This window comes from Calothrix rhizosoleniae SC01 (assembly GCF_900185595.1).
Classification (GTDB): Bacteria; Cyanobacteriota; Cyanobacteriia; order Cyanobacteriales; family Nostocaceae; genus Calothrix_A; species Calothrix_A rhizosoleniae.
Window position 1 is genome coordinate 1 of record NZ_FYBH01000470.1, and the last position, 831, is coordinate 831.

The 831-nt window shown below is 34.2% G+C and carries 1 protein-coding gene; it reads right to left on the minus strand.

Annotated features, from left to right (window positions below; genetic code table 11):
• Positions 1 to 646: peptidylprolyl isomerase (locus CALSC_RS25625; RefSeq protein ID WP_143288407.1), on the minus strand; the 646-nt coding region annotated here is incomplete at its 3' end.
• Between the last annotated feature and the right edge of the window lie 185 nt (positions 647 to 831).

Below are 831 nucleotides of genomic sequence, written 5' to 3' on the forward strand. Positions count from 1 at the left end.
TACTTAATTGTGGCTGGATGATTTCTTCAACCCAAATTAAATGCACTCCTTGTGATGTGACAATAGGCTTAATAATTTGTGGTGGTACGGCATCAAATACAGCCGCCGCAATCTCAGGTTTCAAATCGGTACGACGCTTAATGCCTTGATAACCTCCAGCACGTCTAATTTCTGGTTCTCGGATATATTGGCGAGTAATTTCTTGGAAACTAATTTCACCTTCTTGGACAGCGTAAAATAGCTCTAATGCTAAGTCTTCATCATCTACAACTACTTCATAGGTGACTGCTCCTGTGTAGTCTATTTGGTGCTGATAAAAGAAGGGTTCTACTTGTTCGCCAAACAGATGATTTGCTAATTTACTTGATAATAAATTGGTTTGGTTTAATTCTTCAAAATCATCTAAGGAAAGATGATATTTTTTTAACCAATTCCAAGTATCTTCTGTTTTGATTAATTGGTTGGCAATCCGAAAATTATCTGCTTCTTTTTGTAATTCTTCAGTTTCTGTTTTAATCCCAATGGCTACTGATGTCTCAGTCATAATTTTGCGAGTGGCGATCGCTTCCAATGTTTCTGGCATTTGACAGGAGACTTTGAGATAATTAATAATATCTTCTCTGGAAATATTTAATATTTTTGACATCAACTTCTCCTCCTTGTTGGCATATTTACTTGTCAGACAATAGAAGCTAGTCTAGTGTCTACTTTTATTGTGCTTATAATACCAAGTAAAATCAATGTAAGAGCAAGGGTGACTCAGACATTTTTAATTAGTACATATAATTGATTAAATACAAATAGGGATAAAATAAAAAGTATAAAAATAAG